Source organism: Streptococcus sp. 2020WUSS089, from assembly GCF_044427405.1.
In the GTDB taxonomy this organism is placed as follows: Bacteria; Bacillota; Bacilli; order Lactobacillales; family Streptococcaceae; genus Streptococcus; species Streptococcus hashimotonensis.
This window is the reverse complement of sequence record NZ_JAOTGD010000001.1, coordinates 212056-230413: the sequence shown is the minus strand read 5'-3', so window position 1 is coordinate 230413 and position 18358 is coordinate 212056. Positions and strand designations below refer to the sequence as shown.

The following is an 18358-nucleotide window of genomic DNA, read 5'->3' as shown; positions in this document are numbered from 1 at the left end:
GAATAAATGATACATAAAACAAAAATGCTATATTAATATATACGATGTAAACATATTCTTATTTGATGTACGTATAATCAATTGACAAACTAGTATTTTTGGGATAGAATGGGGTGCTGAGTGTTAAAATATCTATGCTAAATATATATAGGAGTATAAAGGTGTAGCTGTTTATTCAACTTAGGAGAAGTTATATGGGGGAGCTAACATGAGTAGCAAAAAAAGGAACGATTATACAGAAGTCTCGCGCAAAAGCCGAGTAAAGATGCACAAATCTGGAAAACATTGGGTGCGTACGGTGATGTCACAAATTGGACTTATCCAATTAGGCAAACAAACTACTTCTGAAAAAACTAAGGTGAAACTGTCTCCAACACCACAACAAGTTTCTGCAACAAAAGTATTACGTGGTTTGATAGCTGCGAGTGCTGTAGTTGGTGGTGGGGTCTCTGTAGACCAAGTCCTTGCAGAGGATACGGTGATGGCAACCGAAGTAACCACCTCTGTGTTGGTTAATGAAGATACCGTGAGCATGAGCAATGTTAATGCTGATTCAGATACAACTTCACAATCGCACAGTATCTCTGAATCGACAAGCAACTCAGAATCGGTTAGTCAATCAATTTCTACAAGTGAATCTGTTTCAGAAAGTGAAGCAATTTCCACAAGTGAGTCAGTATCAGCTAGTGAATCAGCCCTAAGTTCGGAAACTGCTAGTACGACTAGCCGAACTACTGGTATTATTTATCGTGTTGAATATGTAGATGAAACAGGAAAAGTGGTTAAAAAATATCCACGTTCAGCAATGGTAACCACTACTGATTTGATTGCCAAAACAACTGTGACCGAAACAGCAACACAAATTCCATCAGGCTATCGCTTGGCTGAGAATCAGTCAAGTGTTGCAGAAAAAGAAGTTGTTGAAAAACAGACGAATGTTATTCAATTCCGCATAGAAAAAGCTGAAACTACAAGTACGGTATCATCTAGTGCATATACTGCTTTACGTGCAGCAGTTAATGGTTCCAAAGCTTCTTTAAATACTAGTGTGACATCCAAATCATTGGATGAATTAAAAAGTTTTAGTGCAACTGATTTATTGATTGTTGAATCAGGCTATAGTGCTCAACTAAACTATATTAGAGTTGGATCAAAATACGTACAAACTCTTGCTGAAGCCATTGAAAAAGGTTTGACAGGGACATATCAATTTAATTTCACGATTATTGATAATTCTACGGGTTCACATTATACAAAACCTGATGGACAGGTAGATATCGTTACAGCTAGTCTTTCAGTTACGAAGGTAGATAGCACTTCCATCTCACAAAGTATTTCAGCATCTGAAAGTGAATCGAAATCTATCTCTACTTCAGAGTCACTTTCCAATTCAATTTCAACCTCTATTTCTGAGTCGGTTATTGAATCTGTTTCAGAATCTATTTCAAATTCAGAGTCGCTTTCAGATTCGATTTCAAACTCTATTTCTGAGTCAGTGCGTGAGTCAGTAGTCGAATCGGTATCAGAATCAGTGCGCGAGTCGGTAGTTGAATCGGTATCAGAATCAGTTCGTGAGTCAGTAGTTGAATCGGTATCAGAATCAGTGAGTGAATCCGTTTCAGAATCTATCTCAGAATCTACATCTGAATCCATCTCCGAGTCGGTCAGCGAGTCCCTTTCAGAATCCACATCTGAATCAATTTCAGAATCAGTTAGCGAATCTATTTCTGAATCTACATCTGAATCAATTTCAGAATCGGTATCTGAATCCATCTCCGAGTCAGTCAGCGAGTCGATTTCAGAATCAGTTTCTGAGTCTATCTCCGAGTCAGTCAGCGAATCGATTTCCGAATCAGTCTCTGAATCCATCTCAGAGTCAGTCAGCGAATCGATTTCCGAATCAGTATCAGAATCTATCTCAGAGTCAGTAAGTGAATCGATTTCCGAATCCGTCTCTGAGTCAATTTCCGAGTCAGTAAGTGAGTCAATTTCTGAATCAGTCTCTGAGTCCATCTCCGAGTCAGTAAGTGAGTCAATTTCTGAATCAGTCTCTGAGTCCATCTCCGAGTCAGTAAGTGAGTCAATTTCTGAATCAGTCTCTGAGTCCATCTCAGAGTCAGTCAGCGAGTCGATTTCAGAATCTACATCTGAATCCCTCTCCGAGTCAGTAGTTGAATCCTTGTCGGAATCAGTCCGTGAGTCAGTAGTTGAATCGGTATCAGAATCAGTGAGTGAATCCGTTTCAGAATCAGTCTCAGAATCTATCTCAGAGTCAGTCAGCGAATCTATTTCGGAATCTACATCTGAATCAATTTCCGAATCTGTATCTGAGTCAATTTCCGAGTCGGTTAGCGAGTCAATTTCTGAATCCACGTCTGAGTCAATTTCAGAATCAGTATCAGAATCTATCTCAGAGTCAGTGAGTGAATCAATTTCAGAATCAGTCTCAGAATCTATCTCAGAGTCAGTAAGTGAATCGATTTCCGAATCCGTCTCTGAGTCAATTTCCGAGTCAGTAAGTGAATCCATCTCCGAGTCGGTAAGTGAGTCGATTTCAGAATCGGTATCTGAATCCCTCTCCGAGTCAGTCAGCGAGTCTATTTCTGAATCTACATCTGAGTCAATTTCAGAATCAGTTAGCGAGTCTATCTCCGAGTCAGTCAGCGAATCTATTTCTGAATCTACATCTGAATCAATTTCAGAATCAGTAAGTGAATCGATTTCCGAATCCGTCTCTGAATCAGTAAGCGAGTCTATCTCAGAGTCAGTTAGCGAATCTATTTCGGAATCCGTCTCAGAATCTATCTCTGAGTCAGTGAGCGAATCAATTTCAGAATCAGTAAGTGAATCTATCTCTGAATCGGTAAGCGAATCGATTTCCGAATCCGTCTCAGAATCTATCTCCGAGTCAGTAAGCGAGTCAATTTCGGAATCCACATCTGAATCTCTTTCAGAGTCAGTTTCAGAGTCAGTCAGCGAGTCTCTTTCCGAATCCGTCTCAGAATCCATCTCTGAGTCAGTCAGCGAATCGATTTCGGAATCTACATCTGAGTCAATTTCAGAATCAGTCAGCGAGTCTATCTCAGAGTCAGTTAGCGAATCTATTTCGGAATCCGTCTCAGAATCTATCTCTGAGTCAGTGAGCGAATCAATTTCAGAATCAGTAAGTGAATCTATCTCTGAATCGGTCAGCGAGTCAATTTCCGAATCCGTCTCAGAATCCATTTCCGAGTCAGTTAGCGAGTCAATTTCCGAATCCGTCTCAGAATCTATCTCAGAGTCAGTGAGTGAATCAATTTCAGAATCAGTAAGTGAATCTATCTCTGAATCGGTAAGCGAATCGATTTCCGAATCCGTCTCAGAATCTATCTCCGAGTCAGTCAGCGAGTCAATTTCGGAATCCACATCTGAATCTCTTTCAGAGTCAGTCAGCGAGTCTCTTTCAGAATCCGTCTCAGAATCCATCTCTGAGTCAGTCAGCGAATCTATTTCGGAATCTACATCTGAGTCAATTTCAGAATCAGTCAGCGAGTCTATCTCAGAGTCAGTTAGCGAATCTATTTCGGAATCCGTCTCAGAATCTATCTCTGAGTCAGTGAGCGAATCAATTTCAGAATCAGTAAGTGAATCTATCTCTGAATCGGTCAGCGAGTCAATTTCCGAATCCGTCTCAGAGTCTATCTCAGAATCAGTCAGCGAATCTATTTCGGAATCAGTCTCTGAATCCATCTCCGAGTCGGTAAGCGAATCAATTTCTGAATCTACATCTGAGTCTATCTCTGAGTCGGTTAGCGAGTCAATTTCCGAATCCGTCTCAGAATCTATCTCAGAATCAGTCAGCGAGTCAATTTCCGAATCAGTCTCAGAGTCTATCTCCGAGTCAGTCAGCGAGTCAATTTCAGAATCAGTTTCTGAGTCCATCTCAGAGTCAGTGAGCGAATCTATTTCAGAATCTACATCTGAATCAATTTCGGAATCCGTCTCAGAATCCATTTCCGAGTCAGTTAGCGAGTCAATTTCCGAATCCGTCTCAGAATCTATCTCAGAATCAGTCAGCGAGTCAATTTCCGAATCAGTCTCAGAGTCTATCTCCGAGTCAGTCAGCGAGTCAATTTCAGAATCAGTTTCTGAGTCCATCTCAGAGTCAGTGAGCGAATCTATTTCAGAATCTACATCTGAATCAATTTCCGAATCCGTCTCAGAATCCATTTCCGAGTCAGTTAGCGAGTCTCTTTCAGAATCCGTCTCAGAATCCATCTCTGAGTCAGTCAGCGAATCGATTTCGGAATCTACATCTGAGTCAATTTCAGAATCAGTCAGCGAGTCTATCTCTGAGTCAGTGAGCGAATCTATTTCAGAATCTACATCTGAATCAATTTCAGAATCCGTCTCAGAATCCATTTCCGAGTCAGTCAGCGAGTCAATTTCGGAATCCACATCTGAATCTCTTTCAGAGTCAGTTTCAGAGTCAGTCAGCGAGTCTCTTTCAGAATCCATCTCAGAGTCAGTCAGCGAATCGATTTCGGAATCTACATCTGAGTCAATTTCAGAATCAGTCAGCGAGTCTATCTCTGAGTCAGTGAGCGAATCTATTTCAGAATCTACATCTGAATCAATTTCAGAATCCGTCTCAGAATCCATTTCCGAGTCAGTTAGCGAGTCTCTTTCAGAATCCATCTCAGAATCTATCTCAGAGTCAGTAAGTGAATCTATTTCCGAATCCGTCTCTGAATCTATCTCTGAATCTACATCTGAGTCACTTTCAGAGTCAGTGAGTGAATCAATTTCCGAATCTGTCTCTGAATCGGTCAGCGAGTCGATTTCTGAATCTACATCTGAGTCAATTTCAGAATCAGTCAGCGAGTCGATTTCAGAATCAGTTTCTGAGTCTATCTCCGAGTCAGTTAGCGAATCCCTTTCAGAATCTGTATCTGAGTCCATCTCAGAGTCAGTCAGCGAGTCGATTTCAGAATCTACATCTGAGTCTATCTCCGAGTCAGTCAGCGAGTCGATTTCAGAATCCATCTCAGAATCAGTCAGCGAATCCATTTCAGAGTCAGTATCTGAGTCCATCTCAGAGTCGGTAAGTGAATCTATTTCAGAATCCGTATCTGAATCCATCTCCGAGTCTACATCAGAATCTATCTCCGAGTCAGTCAGCGAGTCGATTTCAGAATCCATCTCAGAATCAGTCAGCGAATCTCTTTCAGAATCGGTAAGCGAGTCTATCTCAGAGTCAGTCAGCGAATCCATTTCAGAGTCAGTATCTGAGTCCATCTCAGAGTCGATAAGTGAATCCATTTCAGAATCCGTATCTGAATCCATCTCAGAATCAGTAAGTGAGTCGATTTCAGAATCCGTATCTGAATCAGTGAGCGAGTCCCTTTCAGAATCCGTATCAGAGTCCCTTTCCGAGTCAGTAAGTGAATCAATTTCTGAGTCTACATCAGAGTCAATTTCCGAGTCAGTCTCAGAATCAATCTCCGAGTCAGTTAGCGAATCTCTTTCTGAATCTGTCTCAGAATCCATCTCAGAATCGGTAAGTGAATCTATCTCAGAATCAGTAAGCGAATCTATTTCCGAATCTACATCTGAATCCCTCTCCGAGTCGGTCAGCGAATCTATTTCTGAATCCGTATCTGAATCTATCTCCGAGTCAGTAAGTGAATCGATTTCCGAATCTACATCTGAGTCCCTTTCAGAATCAGTTAGCGAGTCTATCTCAGAGTCAGTGAGCGAATCTATTTCGGAATCTACATCTGAGTCAATTTCCGAGTCAGTCAGCGAGTCGATTTCAGAATCCGTCTCAGAGTCCATTTCCGAGTCGGTAAGCGAATCCCTTTCTGAATCAGTCTCTGAATCAATTTCTGAGTCAGAATCAACTCCATCTCGTCAGTCTCAAACTCCACGTAGACAAGGCGTATTGCCAAATACAGGTGAACAGTCTTCAGCTTGGGCTGGAATCCTTGGGGCAGGTCTTCTTCTTGGTGGGTTGTATAAACGCCGTAAAAAAGAAGAGGAAGAACAAGATAGTGTGAAATAATCTAGTTTATTTCGGAAAATAAATCCAAAATAGCGAAGTTTCCTTTTTGAGGAAGCTTCGCTATTTTTTTATGTGATTGAAATATGTAGTGAAAAGATTCATTGGTAAAACCAATGAAATATAGTGATAATTATAAAGAAGGTAGAGGAAGATTATTACAGAAGTAGCAAGTAGTGAACTATCATTAACTTTTTATCATGGTAGTATTGCTAGTATAATCTACTCTTGCAATCTGCTCTCTTCTGGGGTACAATAGAGAGGCAGACTTCCCTTAGTTAAATGGATATAACAAATTCCTCCTAAGAATTAGTTGCAGGTTCGATTCCTGCAGGGGAGATAAAAATACAACAAAAACCCTTGAAATATCAATGTTTTCAAGGGTTTTGTTTTTTTCTAAAATGTGAGCGAGGGGCAAGAAAGGGGCAAACTATGAATCCAATAGTTCATCTCACCTGCACCCCATAAATAGTCTGTTTTCTGTTTATAAGATAGGCTATGGCAAGTACAGGAATAGCATAGGGCAGGATATTAGCACCGAATACTTCACAACTAATGAAGAGGGGAGCCAGTAAGGTATTGGTGGCTGTTCCAAATACGGCACAATAGCCAAGGGCTGAAACAAGTTCAGTTGGTAGACCTAGTAATCCTGCTAAAACAGCCCCAGAACTTGCTCCAATCGCAAAGAGTGGAGTAACTTCGCCTCCTTGAAAACCTGCAGCCAAACAAAGACAGGTTAGTAGGAGTTTTAGTAGCCAATCGTAAGCAAACACCTGTTCCCCAGCTAGACTGGCATCAATCAAATTGGTCCCCAAACCAGCATAACGACCTTGATGGAAGAAAAATAGTAGAATGGTCAGTCCAACTCCCATGATAGCTATTTTAATGTAAGGATTTGGAAGCCATCGAGTTGAGATGCTTTTTGCTTGCGCCAGAAACCAAGCAAATAAATTACCGACAACTCCAAAGCAGATGGCAATTAGAAGCCATTTGAAGCTATCTGTAAAATGGAATGAGGTAGTCGCGATGGCATACGAAAATTTCTCCAATCCCAGTAAATGGGAAGTAGTAGAAGCCGTGAAAGCGGCAACTAGACAATAGGGGAGACTAGTCCAAGAATATTGGGCAACGATTAAAACCTCAATGGCAAAGAAACTAGCAGCCAATGGTGTTTGAAATAGCCCAGCAAAACCTGCGGCCATACCAATCTTTGTTACCATGTCTTTGGGCAAGTGTGTGAAACCATGTTTTTTTAACCAGTGTGAGAGACTGGCTCCAAGTTGGACAGCTACCCCCTCGCGACCAACGGAAGCACCAAAAAGATGACTGAGCCAAGTTGTAGAGATGATGAGCGGAACGAGAACTGGAGAAATTTGCACATTCTCACCTTGTCCAGCTTTGAAGACTAAGCCCATGCCTGCTTGGACTTCCCTCCCCCATTTTTGATAAATGAAAACAATCAACACCCCTACAAGTGGTAGAAAGGGGATTAGAAAAGTAAAATATTCAGATCGTAAGTCTCCAACTCCTAGTAGAATTTTCCCAAAAAGTGTGGTGATAATTCCTGCACCGGCTCCAATTAAGCAAGAAAAGAAAAGGAGTTGGATGGCTTGTTTCATCTTATTCCTCATGTTTCGCTAACTTGGAAGATTGATAGGCTCTTGATTGGGCCATAATATCGCTAAAGGTTGCTTGAATGGCAGAGCGGTAATCCTCCTTTTGAACTAATTTTCCAACTCTTTCAAGGACAGCATTTTCTCGGCTGGTATCCAAAACAGGCTTACCTGTTGCTCGTTTGTAGGCTGTGACTTGGTCGACCAACTCCATTCGTTTTTCAAGTAGTTCAACCAATTGGCTATCAATCGTGTTAATCTGTTCGCGGATGCAATCCAAATTCATCTTATAGACCTCCGTATATTGTTTCAGTTGTTTTTTAGTATAGCAAAAAACAAGGCAGAATACTAGCCTTGTTTGAGGAAGTTACCAACTTGCTTTTTTTACTCCAGGAAGTTGACCAAGATGGGCTAATTCACGGAAGGTAATCCGACTCACACCGAATTTTCGCATATAAGCATGCGGACGGCCATCGGTCCTGTCGCGGTATTTCAGTCGATTTGGATTTGAGTCGCGAGGCAATTTTCGAAGTGCTTGATAGTCACCTTTTTCTTTGAGACTTTTTCGCAAATCTGCATAACGTTCGATTAATTCCAATTGCCTCTGATAGCGTGCCATTTTTGATTTTTTAGCCATAAAATTCTCCTTTTTTTAAAAAAACTTAACCAGTTAATTATATATCAAAAAAATAAAGATTGCAAACAATAGGTGTACAATCTTAATAAAAGGCTAAAAGAAAACAGACTAGACCTATTGATAAGCCAGTCTGTTTGTCAGTTAATTCATTGTATCTAATTTTGCAACAAGGTCTGTCGCGAATTGCTCAAGATTAACAATATCCTCATCTTCAGCGGCAAGGTCTACCTTAACATTTTCGGCACCCTTAGTTGCACCACGTGAACCCAACATGACATCAAAGTCATCTACTGCACTACAGAAGTCATCATAGAAGGTATCGCCAGAACCACAAACACCGTAGACCTTACCAGTCAAATCTAAGTCCGCTAGGTCAGCATAGAAATCAACAATTTCATCTGGAAGCTCACCGTCTCCACCGTAAGAATAGGTGTAGCTGGCTACCACGATGAGGTCCGCATCCAAGATTTCTTCTGTTTCAATAGTCGTACATTCGTGAACCTGTACTTCCAAGCCTAATTCTTCTAGCTTACTGGCGACGATGTCAGCAATTTCTTCTGTGTTACCAGTCATACTAGCGTAAACTATTTTTGCTAGTGCCATAATTTCCTCCAAATTACATAGTAATTCCATTATACCACACTCCCATCATTTTCAAAAGGGGAAGTTTATGCTAAAATGATGAAAAGGAGTTGCTATGACAATTTACAGTAAAATTATTGAAAAAATTCACGAATACGACACGATTATTATTCATCGACATAAACGACCAGATCCGGATGCCATTGGTAGTCAAGTTGGCTTGCAGAAACTCTTGCAGAAGAATTTTCCTGAAAAAACCATCAAGGTAACTGGTTTTGAGGAACCAAATCTTGCTTGGATGGCAGGAATGGACGTAGTTGCAGACCAAGACTATCAAGGAGCCTTGGTTATCGTGACAGACACTGCCAATACGGCGCGTGTGGATGACGACCGCTATGTTCAAGGAGATTTCTTGATTAAAATCGATCATCACCCCAACGAAGAGCCTTATGGCGACCTGCTCTGGGTCAATACGGAAGCCAGTTCATGCAGTGAAATGATTGCGGAACTGGCCATCCAGAGCCAACTGGAACTAGATGGAGAGATTGCTCGTCTACTCTATGCAGGAATTGTGGGCGATACAGGCCGCTTTCTCTATCCAGCAACCAGCTCGCGCACCTTTGAGATTGTCGCTCGTCTCCGCCAAGAAGATTTTGACTTTGCAAGGATGTCTCGTCAGATGGATACCATTGATTTCAAGATTGCCAAGTTGACAGGTTACGTCTACGACAACTTGGAAGTGGATGAACATGGTGCGGCACGTGTCGTTTTGACACAGGATATTCTCGAAAAATATGGCGTGACCGATGCGGACACTTCCTTTATCGTAGGAGCACCAGGACGGATTGGAATCGTTCAATCTTGGGGGATTTTTGTGGAACAAACTGACGGAAATTACAGAGTCCGTTTGCGCAGCAAGTATCTTCCAATCAACGAGATTGCCAAACGCCACGATGGCGGTGGCCACCCACTAGCAAGTGGTGCTAATTCTTATTCACTCTCCGAAAATGAACAAATATACCAAGAAATCCAAGAGGTAGTGAGGAATGCAAGCAAGTAGTCGTTCCCTTCGTCTTATGGGAACCATCATTGAAACCAGAATATGGCATCCTCAGGCAGAACCGATTTTGGATCAGGTAGAAGAGCTTCTCTATCTCTACAAGGACCGCTTTTCTGCCAATGACTTGACTTCTGAATTGATGGAGGTCAACCTCAATGCAGGTGTTCAGGCGGTTCCTGTTGCTGATGACTTGTATGAATTGATTAAGTTGGGCAAAGAACACAGTCTGGCTCAGGGATCTTTTTTGAATATTACCATTGGTCCCCTTGTGCAAAGCTGGCGGATTGGATTTAGTGATGCCAAACTTCCAACCCAAGAAATGATCAGTGAAAAACTCCAACTCATCAATCCAAGGGACATTGAATTAGATGATGAGGAGCAGACAGTCTATTTGAAAAAAGAAGGCATGGCGATCGACTTGGGTGCTCTTGCTAAAGGATATGTGGCAGATAAGATTGTCGACTTCCTTAAAAGAATAGGTGTGGAGGCTGGACTGATTAACCTGGGTGGCAACGTCCTGACCTTTGGTCAAGCTCCTCACAATGCCGATGGCTATTGGCGAATTGGTATACAGGATCCTCAGAAACCACGTGGTGAAAATGCCCTCGTCCTCAAAATAGGAGAAGAATCGGTAGTCACCTCTGGTATTTACGAAAGAACCCTTACCGTGAATGGAAAGACCTATCATCATATTTTGAGTCCCGAGACCGGCTATCCAATCGAGTCGCAGCTGGCTAGTTTGACCATTGTGTCCAAACAATCTGTTGATGGTGAGATTTGGACGACTCGACTGTTTGGTCAGGAAATAACTCGGATTTATAAGATGGTAGAAGAAACTGATGGTATCGAGTCGGTTCTGATTGGGCTGGATGGCAGGATTCTAGTGACCTCAGGGCTTTCTGAGAAAGTTCTTGCTGGTAAAGAAAGGATTTCTGATAGCTTGGGCAGTCCTTCAAGAGGAGGATTTGGCGCCAGAGTAACTTCTGACCTTGCTTCAGGTGCTTCCGTACTATAACTTGAAAAAATATTAAAAAAATAGGTAAAAAGACTTGCCATAAGAACAAACTTTTGGTAAACTTAAATGGTTATAATCTATGGCTCGGAAAGAGTCCATGGCAGAAAGGAATTTTAAAATGAAAAAAGATATCCATCCAGAATATCGCACTGTTGTCTTCATGGACACAACTACTGGCTACAAGTTCCTTAGCGGTTCAACTAAGAAATCTAACGAAACAGTTGAATTCGAAGGTGAAACTTACCCATTGATCCGTGTGGAAATTTCATCAGACTCACACCCATTCTATACTGGACGTCAAAAGTTCACTCAAGCAGATGGACGTGTGGATCGCTTCAACAAAAAATACGGTCTCAAATAATCAGCGTTATAGAAGCGTTAGAAACGTTGATTTTAAGCCATTCCCGAGCTATGGGAATGGTTTTCTTTTTGAAAAAGTAACGGAAATGGTAACGGCCGGGCGTTACATTCCCAAAAATTGGACAAACTTTTCAGCCATTTTTTCTTTGCCTCTAGAAATTGGAGAGGGCTTTTTTGGTGCGTGATTGCCAAAATGATTGCCATTGGTTTACATACTCATGAATTGAGCAAACTTATGGGGTGTGTGAAGGTAAAGCATTATATTTCGCCTGTTCGAAGGTATGAAGATATACGTATTTTATGATTTGTGCACTAGTAATACTCTTCGAAAATCAAAATTATCCGTTGTCAACTTGCCTTGATGAACTCCAGTTCTATCTTCGACTTCGTTTCCTAGGCTACTTTTGATTTTCGTTGAGTATAAATCGTATCCCCTCAGATGTAACTAGATTTTTAGTTTCAATGAGAGATGATTTTTGCTATAATGGAACGAGTAAGAATTTGAAGTGAAAGTATGAGGAAATTGATGAAAAATAGGGGCACAATCGATAGTCGAGTAGACTACTCACTTATTTTACCGGTCTTTTTTTTATTAGTTGTGGGGATTATTTCTCTCTACATTGCGGTTAGTCAAGATTATCCGGATAATGTTGTACAGATGGTTGGTCAACAAATTGCTTGGATAGGAATTGGAACAGTGGCAGCTTTTTTGGTCATGTTCTTTTCCACTAAGTTTCTGTGGCAAATCACACCTTACTTGTACGTACTTGGGCTAGGACTTATGGTATTGCCTTTGTTTTTCTACAGTCCAGACTTAGTAGCGTCAACGGGAGCAAAAAACTGGGTAACGATTGGTGGAATGACTCTTTTCCAACCATCCGAATTTATGAAAATAGCCTACATCATTATGTTGTCAAGGGTGATTGTTACCTTTCATAAGTATTATCCAAATCGAAAAATTCGTGAGGATTTTATGTTGATTGGTTATATGACACTGTTTACTATCCCTGTCCTGATTTTGTTGGCCTTACAGAAAGATTTAGGAACTTCCTTAGTATTTGTAGCAATCTTTAGCGGAATGCTTCTATTATCAGGAGTTTCTTGGAAAATTCTATTACCGACTGCCTTAACGGGGATCGTTTTGGTTGGTGGATTTATGCTGATTTTTATTTCTCCTGGTGGAACAACATTCCTCCACAATTTGGGGATGGATACTTATAAAATCAATCGTATTGCAGCCTGGCTTGATCCCTTTAAAAATGCCCAATCAACGACCTACCAGCAAGCTCAAAGTTTGATAGCTATCGGAAGTGGTGGCTTAAAAGGACTAGGTTTCAATAAAACAAATCTTCTTATCCCTGTTCGAGAAAGTGATATGATTTTTACGGTGATTGGCGAGGATTTTGGCTTTATTGGAGGGACGGTATTGATTGGACTATACTTGTTGCTCATTTATCGAATGCTGCGGGTAACGTTGAAGTCAAACAATCGATACTACACTTACATATCAACTGGCTATATCATGATGCTGTTGTTCCATGTGTTTGAAAATGTTGGCGCTGCAACTGGTTTGTTACCTTTGACAGGTATTCCTTTGCCGTTTATCTCCCAAGGTGGTTCGTCCATGGTTTCAAATCTGATTGGTGTCGGTCTAGTGCTGTCAATGGGGTATCAGTCACGACTAGCTGATGAGAAGGAAATAAATCGATCCCGTCGCTATAGGAAAATTACGATAAAACGTTAGAAAGTTGGTTTATATGACAAGAGTTGCGGTTGTTTTAGCCGATGGTTTTGAAGAAATCGAAGCATTGGCCCCTGTAGATGTATTTCGTCGAGCTCATTTTGACTGTCAGATTGTTGGTTTAGATAGTCATGAAGTGGAGGGATCGCACGGTATTCGTGTTCAAACTGACCAAGTCTTTGATGGAGACCTGTCTTCCTTTGATCTGATTGTTTTACCAGGAGGAATGCCGGGTTCTGTTCACCTTAGAGATTCAGAGTCACTGATTACGGAATTGCAAAGAGCGGTTGCATCAGGAAAATCAGTAGCAGCAATTTGTGCGGCACCAATTGTTTTGGATAAGGCTGGTTTGTTAGATAGTCGTCACTATACATGTTTCCCAGGGAAAGAAAAAGACATTCCGTCAGGTATTCATCTGGAAGAGGATGTGGTCGTTGATGGTCCAATTATCACTAGCCGAGGCGCTGGAACAAGTTTGGATTTCGCCTATAAATTGGTTGATTTATTTGGTGGAGATGGGGAAAGCCTAGCTCAAACAATGGTTTATCATAGTTAAAGTAATGAAGAAGATGGAGCTAATGTTTCCTCTTCTTTTTTCTATCAAAATATTAGAAAATATGGTATAATAAAGGGTATTCGTTAGAATGATTTTTGCTCTAAAAATATGTCTCGCTTTTATCCAGATGGATTGGCTTTTCTATTTTTAAGGAGCAACAAATAGAAAATAAGGAAAAGAAATGACAGAAGAAATCAAAGATTTACAAGAGAAGGCTCAAGAATATGATGCCAGTCAGATTCAAGTCTTGGAAGGTCTTGAAGCTGTTCGAATGCGTCCAGGGATGTATATCGGCTCAACATCTAAAGAAGGTCTCCATCACTTGGTTTGGGAAATTGTCGACAACTCAATCGATGAGGCGCTGGCTGGTTTTGCGGATAAAATTGAAGTTTATATTGAGCCAGATAACTCCATCACGGTTATTGATAATGGACGTGGTATTCCGGTAGATATTCAGGAAAAAACTGGTCGTCCAGCGGTAGAAACTGTCTTTACAGTGCTCCATGCAGGTGGTAAATTTGGCGGAGGCGGTTATAAGGTCTCAGGGGGATTGCACGGCGTAGGTTCATCAGTCGTAAACGCCCTATCTACTCAGCTAGACGTTCATGTCTACAAAAATGGTCAGGTCTATTTCCAAGAGTATAAACGAGGTGAAGTCGTTGCAGATTTGGAGGTTATTGGAGAAACAGACCGTTCTGGTACAACTGTACATTTTACACCTGACCCAGAAATTTTTACTGAGACGACTGAGTTCGACTTTGCAAAATTAAATAAGCGGATCCAAGAATTGGCCTTCCTAAATCGTGGTTTAAATCTCTCTATTACGGACAAACGTGAGGGAGTAGAGCAAACAAAGGAATATCACTACGAAGGTGGTATTGCTTCCTACGTTGAGTATCTTAATGAGAACAAGGATGTCATTTTTGAGACTCCTATCTATACAGAAGGTGAAATGGATGATATTACCGTTGAGGTTGCCATGCAATATACAACGAGTTATCATGAAAACGTAGTTAGTTTTGCCAACAATATTCACACGCATGAAGGTGGTACCCATGAGCAAGGATTCCGTACAGCTCTGACACGTGTTATCAACGACTACGCCAAGAAAAATAAAATTCTCAAAGAAAATGAGGACAATTTGACTGGTGAAGATGTGCGTGAAGGCTTGACAGCGGTCATTTCTGTTAAGCACCCAGGTCCTCAATTTGAGGGACAAACTAAGACAAAACTTGGCAATAGTGAAGTGGTCAAAATTACCAACCGCCTTTTCTCTGATGCCTTTGCAGAATTTCTTTTGGAAAATCCACAGATTGCTAGACGGATTGTTGAAAAAGGGATCTTGGCAAGCAAGGCCCGTATTGCTGCTAAGCGTGCGCGTGAGGTAACTCGTAAGAAATCGGGTCTTGAGATCTCAAACCTCCCAGGTAAGTTAGCGGACTGTTCCTCAAATGATGCAACGAAGACAGAGCTTTTCATCGTTGAGGGGGACTCAGCCGGTGGTTCAGCTAAATCCGGTCGCGACCGTGAATTTCAGGCTATTTTACCGATTCGTGGTAAGATTTTGAACGTAGAAAAAGCCAGCATGGACAAGATTTTGGCCAACGAAGAAATCCGTAGTCTATTTACAGCTATGGGAACTGGCTTTGGTGCGGATTTCGACGTTAGCAAGGCACGTTATCAAAAATTAGTCATTATGACAGATGCCGATGTCGATGGTGCCCATATTCGGACACTCCTTCTGACATTATTTTACCGCTACATGCGTCCTGTTGTAGAAGCGGGATACGTATATATCGCTCAACCACCTATTTACGGTATCAAGGTTGGAAGTGAGATAAAAGAATATATTCAACCTGGGGTTAATCAAGAGCAAGAATTGCAAGATGCCTTAGAAAGACATAGTACGGGACGGTCCAAGCCAACGATTCAACGTTACAAAGGTTTGGGAGAAATGGATGATCATCAGTTGTGGGAAACTACGATGAATCCTGAAAATCGTCTCATGGCACGCGTTTCAGTTGATGATGCGGCAGAAGCCGATAAGATTTTTGACATGCTAATGGGGGATAAGGTTGAACCTCGTCGAGAGTTTATCGAGGAAAATGCTGTTTATTCAACATTGGATGTCTAAAAACTAAAAAAACAAGTGCATATACTAGAGATTTATGGTATAATTAAGCGATATTTTCTAGTAATTACTATGAGCTAAGGAGATTTACATGCCTACAGGAACAATCATCTTAATCGTTTCGATTGTTATTATTTTAATCATTGCCTATGTAGCTTGCCTGATTGTTCGTAAACGAAATGACAACCTTTTGGTTGCATTGGAAGAACGTAAGGAAGAGCTATTTAACCTTCCAGTTAATGAAGAAGTAGAAGCTGTCAAAGCACTTCATTTGATTGGTCAAAGTCAGGTGTCATTCCGTGAATGGAATCAAAAATGGGTTGATTTGTCGCTCAATTCATTTGCCGACATTGAAAATCATATCTTTGAGGCAGAAGGCTATAACAATGCCTTTCGCTTTGTGAGTGCAAAGAATGCTATCGACAGTATCGAAAGCCAAATTGATTTAATTGAAGAAGACATCGCCTCTATCCGTCATGGTTTGATGGAGTTGAAGGAGCAAGAAGAGAAAAACTCTGGTCGCGTAAAACATGCGTTAAACTTGTTCGATAGTTTACAGGAAGCTGTTCGTGAAAATCCAGATAGCTACGGTGAGACACTACCAGAACTTGAGAAACAATTGAAAAATATTGAAGTTGAGTTTTCTGAATTTGTGATGCTCAATTCCTCAGGTGATCCGATTGAAGCTTCTGAAATCCTTGATAAGACTGAAGAGCATATGATTGCTCTCAATCAAATCATGGATCGCATTCCAAGTTTGATTGAACGAGTTACAAAAGATTTCCCAGAGCAATTGGAAGATTTGGAGTCGGGTTATCGGAAACTGGTTGAGCAGAATTATTTGTTCACAGAAGCTAACATCGAGTCACAGTTCCAAAATATTCGCGTTTCAATTCGTGAAAATACTGCTTTGATTGTTTCCTTTGATTTGGATGCGGCAGAAGCTGAAAATGAGGGAATTCAAGCAAAAATTGATCATTTGTATAAAGTCTTTAATCGTGAAATCGAAGCGAATAAGGAAGCTGTTAAGATTAGTAAAAACTTGCCAAAATTCTTGGAGCATGTTGTCCAAAATACACAGCTCTTGGATGAGGAAAGCCAACGCCTAAACGCAACTTACTTGCTGGCAGATAGCAAACTTTCACGGATCAATCAGCTTAAAGCTCGTTTGGAATCGATTGAAATTGTTGTTACAGAAAGTGTGGAGGACATTGAAAATCCACAGGTTGCATATTCTATTTTGGAAGAGCGTTTGGACCATTCATTGGCAAGCTTGAAAGAAATCGAAGAGGAGCAGCTTGTTTTAGCTGACTATCTTAAATCACAAGAATTGTCAGAGAGCACAGCGCGTAAGAAAGCTACACTTTATATCAACAAATTGCATACCCTTAAGCGTTATATGGAAAAACGCAACCTTCCAGGAATTCCAGCTGAATTTTTAACAAACTTCTTTAGAACGAGCGATCATGTGGAAGCCTTGATTGCCGAGTTAGACTATAAACGAATCAATATCGAAGTTGTTAACCGTTTGTTGGAAAATGCAACGTATGATATGAATCAATTGGAAGAGTTAGCGTATTTGATTGTGCAAAATGCGACTTTAACAGAGCAGTTGCTACAATACTCTAACCGTTATCGTTCATTCGATGAAAGTGTGCAAAAAGCATTTAACCGTTCATTATCAATTTTTGAAAAAGATTTTGATTACCAAGCAGCATTTGAAGAAATTTCATTTGCTTTGGAAACAGTTGAACCTGGTGTAACAGAGCGTTTTGTACGTTCATACGAAAAAACACGTGAAGCTATTCGCTACTAGATAAAAAGCCATTTGGCTTTTTATTTTTATACTTTGAAAGGAATATCGGAAATGACAACTGGATTATTAGTTATGGATGTTGATTCAACATTAATTTTGGAAGAAGGAATAGATTTACTTGGAGAAGAGGCCGGCTTAGGAGCGCAAGTTGCAGCAATTACCGAACGTGCTATGCGTGGGGAATTGGATTTTGAAGAAGCCTTACGTGAACGTGTGGCGTTGTTAAAGGGACTGCCTGTTTCTGTGTTTGATCGAATTATCAAAAAAATCCACTTTACGCCTGGAGCAGCAGAATTAGTCTCAGAATTAAAAATGCGAGGCTATAAGGTAGCAGTCGTTTCAGGCGGGTTTCATGAAACAGTCGATCGACTAGCTGCACAGTTAGAGTTAGACTATGTTCGGGCTAATCGATTAGAAGTAGTAGATGGAGTATTGACGGGACAAGTATTGGGTGAAATTGTAACGAAAGATACTAAAAAAGCATGTTTAGAAGAATGGGCGACAGAAAATGGGCTGAGTCTATCTCAAACGATTGCCATGGGGGATGGAGCAAATGATCTACCAATGATTCAACGAGCAGGAATTGGAGTAGCTTTCTGTGCTAAACCGATTGTCCAAGAACAGGCGCCCTACCAAATAAATGAAAAAAATCTCTATAAACTAATAGAGATTTTAGATAGTAAATAATGGGAGCGAGAAAGAACTCGACTAGTCAAAAAAAGAGTTCGTCTTCCCGCCCCCGCACAGTTGATTAGGTCAGATTTGGAGTGTAAAACACGAACAAATCTGCCAATCAACCACTGCGCT

13 protein-coding genes, 1 tRNA gene and 1 pseudogene are annotated in these 18358 nt (G+C 40.9%); 11 read left to right on the top strand and 4 right to left on the bottom strand.

Annotation, left to right across the window (positions count from 1 at the left end; translation table 11 throughout):
- Positions 1-208: 208 nt before the first annotated feature.
- From ODU46_RS01085 to ODU46_RS01075, 3 genes and pseudogenes are all read left to right on the top strand, one after another.
- Positions 209-5473 (top strand): annotated as a pseudogene (locus tag ODU46_RS01085) (DUF445 family protein); the annotation flags it as partial.
- Between the two features lie 450 nt (positions 5474-5923).
- Complete coding sequence (locus ODU46_RS01080) at positions 5924-6043, top strand: LPXTG cell wall anchor domain-containing protein (RefSeq protein WP_181728904.1); 120 nt, start codon at positions 5924-5926, stop codon at positions 6041-6043.
- A gap of 265 nt (positions 6044-6308) precedes the next feature.
- A tRNA-Arg gene (locus ODU46_RS01075) sits at positions 6309-6380 on the top strand.
- Between the two features lie 106 nt (positions 6381-6486).
- On the opposite strand, the gene ODU46_RS01070 is transcribed toward ODU46_RS01075, so the two are convergent.
- From ODU46_RS01070 to ODU46_RS01055, 4 genes are all read right to left on the bottom strand, one after another.
- Positions 6487-7671: a chloride channel protein gene (locus ODU46_RS01070; protein WP_398579086.1), complete on the bottom strand. Its 1185-nt coding sequence runs from the start codon at positions 7669-7671 to the stop codon at positions 6487-6489.
- On the bottom strand, positions 7661-7939 hold the full coding sequence (locus tag ODU46_RS01065; RefSeq protein WP_105184144.1) for a chorismate mutase: 279 nt from the start codon (positions 7937-7939) through the stop codon (positions 7661-7663). The genes ODU46_RS01070 and ODU46_RS01065 overlap by 11 nt, the downstream gene beginning before the upstream one ends.
- An 81-nt stretch (positions 7940-8020) precedes the next feature.
- Entirely contained in the window at positions 8021-8290 is a 270-nt protein-coding gene (gene rpsN / locus ODU46_RS01060; protein WP_002940393.1) for a 30S ribosomal protein S14, read from the bottom strand.
- Positions 8291-8431: 141 nt separating this feature from the next.
- Entirely contained in the window at positions 8432-8893 is a 462-nt protein-coding gene (locus ODU46_RS01055) for a flavodoxin (protein ID WP_012775265.1), read from the bottom strand.
- 94 nt (positions 8894-8987) lie between these two features.
- On the opposite strand from ODU46_RS01055, the gene ODU46_RS01050 reads away from it, so the two are divergent.
- The 8 genes from ODU46_RS01050 to serB all read left to right on the top strand — a co-directional run bounded on the left by ODU46_RS01050 (position 8988) and on the right by serB (position 18238).
- Positions 8988-9932 (top strand): bifunctional oligoribonuclease/PAP phosphatase NrnA, encoded by a 945-nt coding sequence (locus ODU46_RS01050; RefSeq protein ID WP_114866361.1) that lies wholly within the window; start codon positions 8988-8990, stop codon positions 9930-9932.
- A complete protein-coding gene (locus ODU46_RS01045) occupies positions 9919-10947 on the top strand; it encodes an FAD:protein FMN transferase (protein WP_114866362.1) in 1029 nt (342 codons plus the stop codon). The genes ODU46_RS01050 and ODU46_RS01045 overlap by 14 nt, the downstream gene beginning before the upstream one ends.
- 118 nt (positions 10948-11065) lie before the next feature.
- Positions 11066-11308 carry a type B 50S ribosomal protein L31 gene (locus ODU46_RS01040; protein WP_012027466.1) on the top strand — a complete coding sequence of 81 codons (243 nt, stop codon included), beginning with the start codon at positions 11066-11068 and terminating at the stop codon, positions 11306-11308.
- 513 nt (positions 11309-11821) lie between these two features.
- Entirely contained in the window at positions 11822-13051 is a 1230-nt protein-coding gene (locus tag ODU46_RS01035) for an FtsW/RodA/SpoVE family cell cycle protein (protein ID WP_029694034.1), read from the top strand.
- A 13-nt stretch (positions 13052-13064) separates the two neighbouring features.
- Positions 13065-13604, top strand: a complete 540-nt coding sequence (locus ODU46_RS01030; RefSeq protein WP_015647132.1) for a DJ-1 family glyoxalase III — start codon at positions 13065-13067, stop codon at positions 13602-13604.
- 181 nt (positions 13605-13785) lie between these two features.
- Positions 13786-15738, top strand: coding sequence for a DNA topoisomerase (ATP-hydrolyzing) subunit B (gyrB, locus tag ODU46_RS01025; protein ID WP_024385448.1), 1953 nt, complete (start codon positions 13786-13788; stop codon positions 15736-15738).
- A gap of 88 nt (positions 15739-15826) precedes the next feature.
- On the top strand, positions 15827-17551 hold the full coding sequence (gene ezrA, locus ODU46_RS01020) for a septation ring formation regulator EzrA (RefSeq protein WP_024385447.1): 1725 nt from the start codon (positions 15827-15829) through the stop codon (positions 17549-17551).
- A 51-nt stretch (positions 17552-17602) separates the two neighbouring features.
- Entirely contained in the window at positions 17603-18238 is a 636-nt protein-coding gene (gene serB, locus ODU46_RS01015) for a phosphoserine phosphatase SerB (protein ID WP_024406868.1), read from the top strand.
- Positions 18239-18358 lie beyond the last annotated feature (120 nt).

Coding starts and splice junctions, on each gene's coding strand:
- ODU46_RS01065 (WP_105184144.1), bottom strand. CDS start 7,939: ATGAATTTGGATTGCATCCGCGAACAGATTAACACGATTGATAGCCAA.
- ODU46_RS01045 (WP_114866362.1), top strand. CDS start 9,919: ATGCAAGCAAGTAGTCGTTCCCTTCGTCTTATGGGAACCATCATTGAA.
- gyrB (WP_024385448.1), top strand. CDS start 13,786: ATGACAGAAGAAATCAAAGATTTACAAGAGAAGGCTCAAGAATATGAT.
- serB (WP_024406868.1), top strand. CDS start 17,603: ATGACAACTGGATTATTAGTTATGGATGTTGATTCAACATTAATTTTG.
- ODU46_RS01050 (WP_114866361.1), top strand. CDS start 8,988: ATGACAATTTACAGTAAAATTATTGAAAAAATTCACGAATACGACACG.
- ezrA (WP_024385447.1), top strand. CDS start 15,827: ATGCCTACAGGAACAATCATCTTAATCGTTTCGATTGTTATTATTTTA.
- rpsN (WP_002940393.1), bottom strand. CDS start 8,290: ATGGCTAAAAAATCAAAAATGGCACGCTATCAGAGGCAATTGGAATTA.
- ODU46_RS01055 (WP_012775265.1), bottom strand. CDS start 8,893: ATGGCACTAGCAAAAATAGTTTACGCTAGTATGACTGGTAACACAGAA.
- ODU46_RS01070 (WP_398579086.1), bottom strand. CDS start 7,671: ATGAGGAATAAGATGAAACAAGCCATCCAACTCCTTTTCTTTTCTTGC.
- ODU46_RS01035 (WP_029694034.1), top strand. CDS start 11,822: ATGAGGAAATTGATGAAAAATAGGGGCACAATCGATAGTCGAGTAGAC.
- ODU46_RS01030 (WP_015647132.1), top strand. CDS start 13,065: ATGACAAGAGTTGCGGTTGTTTTAGCCGATGGTTTTGAAGAAATCGAA.
- ODU46_RS01040 (WP_012027466.1), top strand. CDS start 11,066: ATGAAAAAAGATATCCATCCAGAATATCGCACTGTTGTCTTCATGGAC.